6 protein-coding genes, 1 pseudogene and 1 riboswitch are annotated in these 6,736 nt (G+C 46.6%); all 7 genes and pseudogenes read left to right on the top strand.

What is annotated here, in order from left to right; all coding sequences use genetic code 11:
• The first annotated feature begins 248 nt into the window (after nt 1–248).
• A riboswitch (glycine riboswitch) is annotated at nt 249–351 on the top strand.
• 42 nt (nt 352–393) lie between these two features.
• Nucleotides 394–1,485 carry a glycine cleavage system aminomethyltransferase GcvT gene (gene gcvT, locus QZV86_RS12965; protein WP_295628947.1) on the top strand — a complete coding sequence of 364 codons (1,092 nt, stop codon included), beginning with the start codon at nt 394–396 and terminating at the stop codon, nt 1,483–1,485.
• A 52-nt stretch (nt 1,486–1,537) separates the two neighbouring features.
• Entirely contained in the window at nt 1,538–1,927 is a 390-nt protein-coding gene (gene gcvH / locus QZV86_RS12960; RefSeq protein ID WP_295628944.1) for a glycine cleavage system protein GcvH, read from the top strand.
• A gap of 75 nt (nt 1,928–2,002) precedes the next feature.
• Complete coding sequence (gene gcvPA / locus QZV86_RS12955; RefSeq protein WP_295628940.1) at nt 2,003–3,355, top strand: aminomethyl-transferring glycine dehydrogenase subunit GcvPA; 1,353 nt, start codon at nt 2,003–2,005, stop codon at nt 3,353–3,355.
• A gap of 55 nt (nt 3,356–3,410) precedes the next feature.
• Nucleotides 3,411–3,908, top strand: coding sequence for a thiol peroxidase (gene tpx / locus QZV86_RS12950; protein WP_295628937.1), 498 nt, complete (start codon nt 3,411–3,413; stop codon nt 3,906–3,908).
• Nucleotides 3,909–3,930: 22 nt separating this feature from the next.
• Complete coding sequence (gene gcvPB / locus QZV86_RS12945; RefSeq protein ID WP_295628933.1) at nt 3,931–5,382, top strand: aminomethyl-transferring glycine dehydrogenase subunit GcvPB; 1,452 nt, start codon at nt 3,931–3,933, stop codon at nt 5,380–5,382.
• Between the two features lie 41 nt (nt 5,383–5,423).
• On the top strand, nt 5,424–6,359 hold the full coding sequence (locus tag QZV86_RS12940) for a carbohydrate kinase family protein (RefSeq protein WP_295628930.1): 936 nt from the start codon (nt 5,424–5,426) through the stop codon (nt 6,357–6,359).
• A gap of 205 nt (nt 6,360–6,564) precedes the next feature.
• Nucleotides 6,565–6,736: pseudogene (locus tag QZV86_RS12935) on the top strand (IS3 family transposase); the annotation flags it as partial.

Below are 6,736 nucleotides of genomic sequence, written 5' to 3'. Positions count from 1 at the left end.
CAGGCTACACCGCTTTCTCCTCACTTGTCATACACCAGAAATAATCATAGCTCGACAGTTTATTTGTTCCCTACAAAATTTATTTGAATGGCTTGTATAAAATGCTGTTACTAGAGTATAGTTCGCACTCAGCCATTGAAGTCCAAGCAGGAGAGCGCGCTAGTTACTAAGAAGCGCCGCCGAAGGCGTAACCCCCCCGGAATCGCTCAGGCATGGTCAAGCCAACTTGCTACTTAAGAACCGCTTGTGACGGGCAATCTGGAGAGTGCCAGAAGATTATTTTTGGCCACCGAAGGGGCACACAGATGCTAATCTGTAAATCTCTCAGGTAAAAAGGACAGAGGGGTGCGAAGTCATCTGCAATGACTTTTATTTATTTCCGGGAGAAAATCCGTGCTGAAAATGACACCCCTTAATCAAACCCACCGTGACATGAATGCCAAAATGGTGGATTTTGGTGGTTGGGATATGCCGTTGCATTACGGCTCACAATTAGACGAGCACCATAAAGTCCGCCAAGATGCGGGAATGTTTGATGTCTCGCACATGTTGCCAGTCGATATTAAAGGCGACAATGTGCGCGATTTTTTACGTCAACTGGTGGCAAACAATGTTGATAAATTGACACTTCCTGGTAAGGCGCTGTATTCCTGTATGCTGACTCCGCAGGCAGGTATCATCGACGATCTGATCATCTATTTCCTGTCTGAAACCTGGTTTCGTATCGTGGTCAATGCTGGCACAGCTGACAAAGATGTCGCCTGGATGCTCAAAAAACGCGATGAGCTAGCACCTAATTTAGAGATTACGCCAAGACGCGATCTTGCCATGATTGCTGTGCAAGGGCCAAATGCCCGCACCAAAGTCTGGCAAGTTATTCCAGATTCTCAATCAGTGACCGAAGAATTAAAACAATTTCAATCCGCAGTTGTCGGTCAATATTTTATCGCACGGACAGGTTATACCGGCGAAGATGGTTTTGAGATCATTCTGCCCGCTACGGATGCGGCAGCGTTCTGGAAAGCATTGCATGCTGCCGGTGTCGCTCCTGCCGGGTTGGGTGCGCGCGATACGTTACGTCTGGAAGCCGGTATGAATTTATACGGGCAAGATATGGATGAAACGAAGAACCCGTTAGAATCAGGTCTGGCTTGGACGGTTGATCTGAAAAGCGAGCGTGATTTCGTTGGCAAACAAACATTGTTGGATACCGCTGTTACGCATCAATTGGTAGGGTTGGTATTGGTTGATCGTGGTGTACTGCGGAGCCATCAGCAGGTTGTCGGACAAAAAGATGGCGTTGAGTACCCAGGCGAGATTACCAGCGGTGGATTTTCGCCAACCATGAACCAATCGATTGCTTTGGCACGCATCTCGGCACAAATAGCTATCGGAGATGAAGTCGATGTCGTGGTGCGCGATAAAAAGCTGCGTGCAAAGGTGGTAAAATATCCGTTTGTGCGAAATGGCAAAGTATTGGTTTAATTAACAAGTAATTAAAAAATATTACATTACTTTATTAATCTGGAGTGAAAAAATGAGTATTCCAACAAATTTAAAATATAGCAAATCTCATGAATGGGTGAAACCTGAAGCCGACGGCACAGTAACTGTTGGTATTTCCCATCACGCACAGGAATTACTCGGGGATATGGTGTTTATTGAGTTGCCAGAAGTTGGGCGTGTGCTTAAACAAAAAGAAGAATGCGCGGTTGCGGAATCAGTCAAAGCAGCTGCAGATGTGTATTCTCCCATTTCAGGTGAAGTTACTGCAGTGAATTCTCCGTTGGTCGATGAGCCGGGAAAGATAAACGAAGATGCTTATTCTGCTTGGCTGTTTAAATTAAAACCGAGTAATACAGCCGAGCTGGATGGATTACTAGATGCAGCTGCTTATACCGAATTGGTCGAGAACGAAGATCACTAAGATCGTCTTAGGATCGGAATGTGTTTTTGTTCGACTACTTTAATGCCTTATTTCTTAAATTCCTTTAGATAAATCATGCCGTTTATTCCACATACCAAAGAAGATGTTGCCGAAATGCTTACTAGCATTGGCGCGAAAACAATTGAAGAGCTTTTTGATGAAATTCCAAAAGAATTAATCAGCGGCGAACTAACAGGCGTTCCCCCCGGGCTCAGCGAAATGGAAATAACCCGGCTGATGATGGAGCGAGCCTCCCAAGATGGGTTTTATCAAAACTTCATTGGGGCTGGCGCTTATGAGCATCATATCCCGGCGGCGGTCTGGCAAATCACTACGCGTGGAGAGTTTTATTCTTCCTACACACCTTACCAAGCAGAAGCCAGCCAGGGAACTTTGCAGTTATTGTATGAATATCAATCGATGATGGCTTCACTGACCGGGATGGATGTCTCCAATGCCAGCATGTATGACGGTGCTACGGCTTTGGCTGAAGCTGCTTTGATGGCGGTGCGTGCGCATAAAACATCACGACGCATTTTGATTCCACAAACAGTACATCCCGTTTATCGTCAAGTGGTTCGTGCCATTGTCAGCAATCAAAAGATTGAAGTGGTCGAGTTGCCTTACTGCACCGAATGCGGGCAAATTCTGCCGGAATCATTAGCCAATTCGGGCCACGAAGATTTTGCCGCATTGGTGATTCCGCAACCCAATTTTTTTGGAGTGTTGGAACAAGTCGATGCATTGACCGATTGGGCGCACAGTAAAAATGCTTTTGCCATTGGCGTTGTCAACCCAACCGCGTTGGCATTACTGACACCTCCGGGGGAATGGGGCGACAAAGGCGCCGATATCGCTGTTGGTGAAGGCCAGCCACTTGGAATACCGCTGTCCAGTGGTGGACCGTACTTTGGTTTTATGGCGTGCAAGAATGAATTGGTGCGTCAAATGCCGGGCCGTATCATTGGCCGTACCACGGATTTGGATAATAAAGAAGGATTTGTGCTGACGCTACAGGCACGCGAACAGCATATCCGTCGATCCAAAGCAACATCCAATATTTGTACCAATCAAGGGTTGATGGTGACCGCTGCTACTATTTTTATGTCATTAGTGGGTCCGGAAGGATTGCGTCGGGTCGCGGCACAATCACATGCCAATACGCTGGAATTGGTTGAGCAATTGGTGAAAATTAAAGGCGTTGAAAGAGCATTTAGTGGACCTGTATTTCATGAAGTCGCACTAACTTTGTCTAAGTCGGTTGTGGATGTGTTGAGTAAACTGAAGCAAAAAGGCATCCTAGGAGGATATAGTTTGCAAGGACAATATCCCGAATTGGGTAATGCCTTGCTGGTTTGTGCGACGGAAACCAAGACTGAATCTGACTTACAGAATTATGCCGCTGCTATGCAGCAGGCACTTAGTTAATTAACTGCGGCTTACTCAACTTATTACTTATCAACTTTATCTTTAAGGAAAAATCATGGTTACTCTCAAAGGAAATCCCATTAAAATTGAAGGGACTTTTCCCAAAGTCGGTCAAAAAGCACCGTCATTTTCTTTGGTCAATCGAGACCTACAAGATATTACATTGGACAATTACGCGGGGAAAAAGAAAGTATTGAATATTGTTCCCAGTTTGGATACGCCAGTGTGTGCGATTTCAACCCGCAAGTTTAACCAGCAGGCCAGTAACATGGACAATACCGTTGTACTGATCATTGCTGCTGATCTGCCTTTTGCCATGAGCCGATTCACTGATGCTGAAGGACTGGATAAAGTGGTTACCTTGTCCACCATGCGTGGCGCCAATTTCATGAAAGATTACGGTGTTTTGATTGCCGATAGTCCATTTGGAGGGATTACAGCACGCGCGGTGATTGTACTGGATGAATCGGATACCATAATTCATGCCGAACTGGTTCCAGAGATTGCAGACGAGCCGAATTATGAGGCAGCGATAGCTGCTTTGAAGCAATAAATTGAGATCGAACCCATAGATTATGTTGATATTTGAACACTCGCGCCCAGGGCGTCTTAATTATTCTCAATCACCGGCAAAATCGGCAAGCAAATCGGCGATTCCGCAAAACCTGCTGCGCAAATCGAAAGTGCTTCTGCCGGAAGTTTCCGAGATGGATACGGTGCGTCATTTTACTCGCCTGTCACAAAAGAATTTCTCAATTGATACCGAATTTTACCCGCTGGGTTCATGCACAATGAAATACAATCCGCGTGCGTGTAATTCGTTAGCCATGTTACCGCAATTCATATCCAGGCATCCGCTGGCGCCGGAAGACACGGGTCAAGGTTATCTTGCTTGCATGTATGAATTGCAGGAAATCCTGAAAGCAGTCACCGGTATGGCTGCTGTCAGCTTAACGCCGATGGCGGGTGCGCAAGGCGAGTTGATCGGTGTCATGATGATTCGTGCCTATCACGAATCGCGCGGCGATTTTGACCGCACCGAAATCATTGTGCCCGATGCGGCGCATGGCACGAATCCTGCCACGGCCGTAATGTGCGGCTTCAAAGTGGTGGAAATTGCTACTGATAAAGACGGGAATGTCGATCTGGATGCTCTGAAGGCTGCCGTTGGGCCAAAAACTGCCGGATTGATGCTGACCAACCCTTCCACATTAGGCGTGTTTGAAAAGAATGTTGCTGAAATGAGCCGCGTGGTACATCAGGCCGGTGGATTGCTGTATTACGACGGCGCCAATTTGAACGCGGTATTGGGTAAAGTGAAACCGGGCGATATGGGTTTTGATGTGATTCATATCAACCTGCACAAAACCTTTTCTACCCCGCATGGTGGTGGTGGTCCGGGTTCTGCGCCAGTGGGCGTGGCCGAGCGCTTGTTGCCTTTTATCCCAATTCCGATTGTTGCCAAGGAAGGCGATACCTATCGTTGGATCACTGAGAAAGACAAACCGCAATCCATTGGACGGTTATCCGCGCACATGGGTAATGCTGGAGTATTGTTGCGCGCCTATATTTATGTTCGTTTACTGGGACTGGATGGTATGCATCGCATTTCCGAGTTTGCCACACTGAACGCTAATTATTTGATGGCCGAATTGCGCAAAGCGGGATTTGAAATTGCTTACCCTAACCGCCGTGCCAGTCATGAATTTATTGTCACGCTGAAAGATATCAAGGATAAGACCGGCGTAACCGCGATGAATCTGGCCAAACGACTACTTGATAAAGGTTATCATGCGCCGACAACTTATTTTCCGCTACTGGTGCCCGAATGCTTATTGATTGAACCAGCCGAAACGGAATCCAAGGAAACGCTGGATGCTTTTGTCGCATCAATGAAAGAAATTCTGCAAGAAATCGAAGCACAACCAGATATGGTGAAAGGCGCACCGCATACCATGCCGGTACGTAAGCTGGACGATGTTAAAGCTGCGCGTGAGCCCGATTTGGCCTGGAAACCGGATGCCTGATTCATTAATTAAACATCATTAATCGAAGTGGAATCCGAGTAATGCGTACATTGATATGCGGTTCAATCGCTTACGACAATATTATGGTTTTTCAGGATCAATTTAAGAATCACATTTTGCCTGAGAAAATCCACGTATTGAATGTCGCATTTTTGGTTCCCGAGATGCGCCGTGAATTCGGCGGTTGTGCCGGTAATATTGCGTACAATCTAAGAATGCTGGGCGGAGAGCCTGTCATGATGGCTACTGTTGGCGATGATTATGCACCTTATGCCAAGCGGTTAGAGCAATTAAGCTTGACTCAGGAGCATGTGCTACATGTTGCCGATACCTTCACTGCACAGGCTTTCATCACTACCGATCTGGACGATAATCAGATTACTGCGTTTCATCCGGGAGCGATGAATTTCTCCCACCTTAATTCCGTGCAAGAAACGCGTAATATCCAGTTAGGCATTATCGCTCCAGATGGACGCGATGGCATGATGCAACACGCACGTGAATTTCACGAAGCTGGCATCCCTTTTGTTTTTGATCCGGGGCAGGGGCTACCGATGTATAACGGAGAAGAGCTGCTCGATTTCATCGATAAAGCGGATTACATCGCTGTCAACGACTATGAAGGCCAGATGTTGCAAGACCGTACGGGAATTAATCTGGAATCCTTAGCGAACAAAGCCAAAGCATTGATCATTACCCTGGGGGCGCAAGGCTCCATTATTTACGCTGATGGCAGAAAACTCGAAATTCCCAGCGTCAAACCGAAAGCAATTGTTGACCCCACTGGCTGCGGTGATGCTTACCGCGCCGGCTTGTTATATGGCATTGTCAATAATCTGGATTGGCAAACTGCAGGACAACTTGGTTCGCTGATGGGTTCGCTAAAAATCACCCAACGTGGTGGACAAAATCATCAGTTTTCGCGCGATGAGATTGATCAGTATTATTTTGAGAGTTTTGGTGTTCGTGTTTTCTAAATGCCGACCTGAATCCGCTGCCATTGTTCGTGATTTCTACCACTCCTAACACTCTGTATTCTAAGCTCCTTAATTGTTGCATAACAGTGCAACGAGTACACTAACCTCGTCATAGAGAAGTAGCCTCGCAAATTCGGACAGTTCTTTAAGTGGTAATCTTGCTCGACCCAAGTCGTGCAATAGACGACAAAAAAAGAGCGAGAGTATGAGAAGGACGAAAATGAATCATGCAGCGGGATTCAAAGCCAAGATGGCCATAGCGGTGATCAAGGGCGACAAGACACTAGCTGAGTTAGCGGAACAATTCGATGTGCATCCGAACCAGATTTCGGAATGGAAACAGCCGTTACAGGAATCTGCAATTAATGTATTCGGGA

Source organism: uncultured Nitrosomonas sp., assembly GCF_902826915.1.
Taxonomy (GTDB): domain Bacteria; phylum Pseudomonadota; class Gammaproteobacteria; order Burkholderiales; family Nitrosomonadaceae; genus Nitrosomonas.
The sequence above is the reverse complement of the archived record's forward strand: the minus strand, read 5'-3'. Positions and strand labels throughout refer to the sequence as shown.

What these genes read in the sequence shown, in the direction of transcription:
- QZV86_RS12940 (WP_295628930.1), top strand. Translation starts at nt 5,424, where the DNA reads ATGCGTACATTGATATGCGGTTCAATCGCTTACGACAATATTATGGTT.
- gcvH (WP_295628944.1), top strand. Translation starts at nt 1,538, where the DNA reads ATGAGTATTCCAACAAATTTAAAATATAGCAAATCTCATGAATGGGTG.
- gcvPB (WP_295628933.1), top strand. Translation starts at nt 3,931, where the DNA reads ATGTTGATATTTGAACACTCGCGCCCAGGGCGTCTTAATTATTCTCAA.
- gcvPA (WP_295628940.1), top strand. Translation starts at nt 2,003, where the DNA reads ATGCCGTTTATTCCACATACCAAAGAAGATGTTGCCGAAATGCTTACT.
- tpx (WP_295628937.1), top strand. Translation starts at nt 3,411, where the DNA reads ATGGTTACTCTCAAAGGAAATCCCATTAAAATTGAAGGGACTTTTCCC.